Below are 232 nucleotides of genomic sequence, written 5' to 3' on the forward strand. Positions count from 1 at the left end.
GAGCCTTTAGAGCAGCTGCGCGCTCCGGAACACGCTAAAGAGATTCTGCTCGATATTGATGAACACTCGGAGTACAGGTGCGAACATCGCCCACGTCTTGTCAGTGGTCACGACCCGACCCGACGCGCCGTAACCCAAATCGGTGACCGTCTGACCTTCGACGTAGCACCCCTGCATGCCACCTTTGTAGTGAGCGCACAGGATCTGGTCGCCGTCGAAACGACCCAGCACG

General features: G+C 58.6%; 1 protein-coding gene. It reads right to left on the bottom strand.

What is annotated here, in order from left to right:
• Positions 1-6: 6 nt before the first annotated feature.
• The coding region (locus tag QP119_RS11740) for a hypothetical protein (protein ID WP_284776353.1) at positions 7-232 on the bottom strand (226 nt) is incomplete at its 5' end.

It is taken from the genome of Corynebacterium frankenforstense, from assembly GCF_030211955.1.
Lineage (GTDB): Bacteria > Actinomycetota > Actinomycetes > Mycobacteriales > Mycobacteriaceae > Corynebacterium > Corynebacterium frankenforstense_A.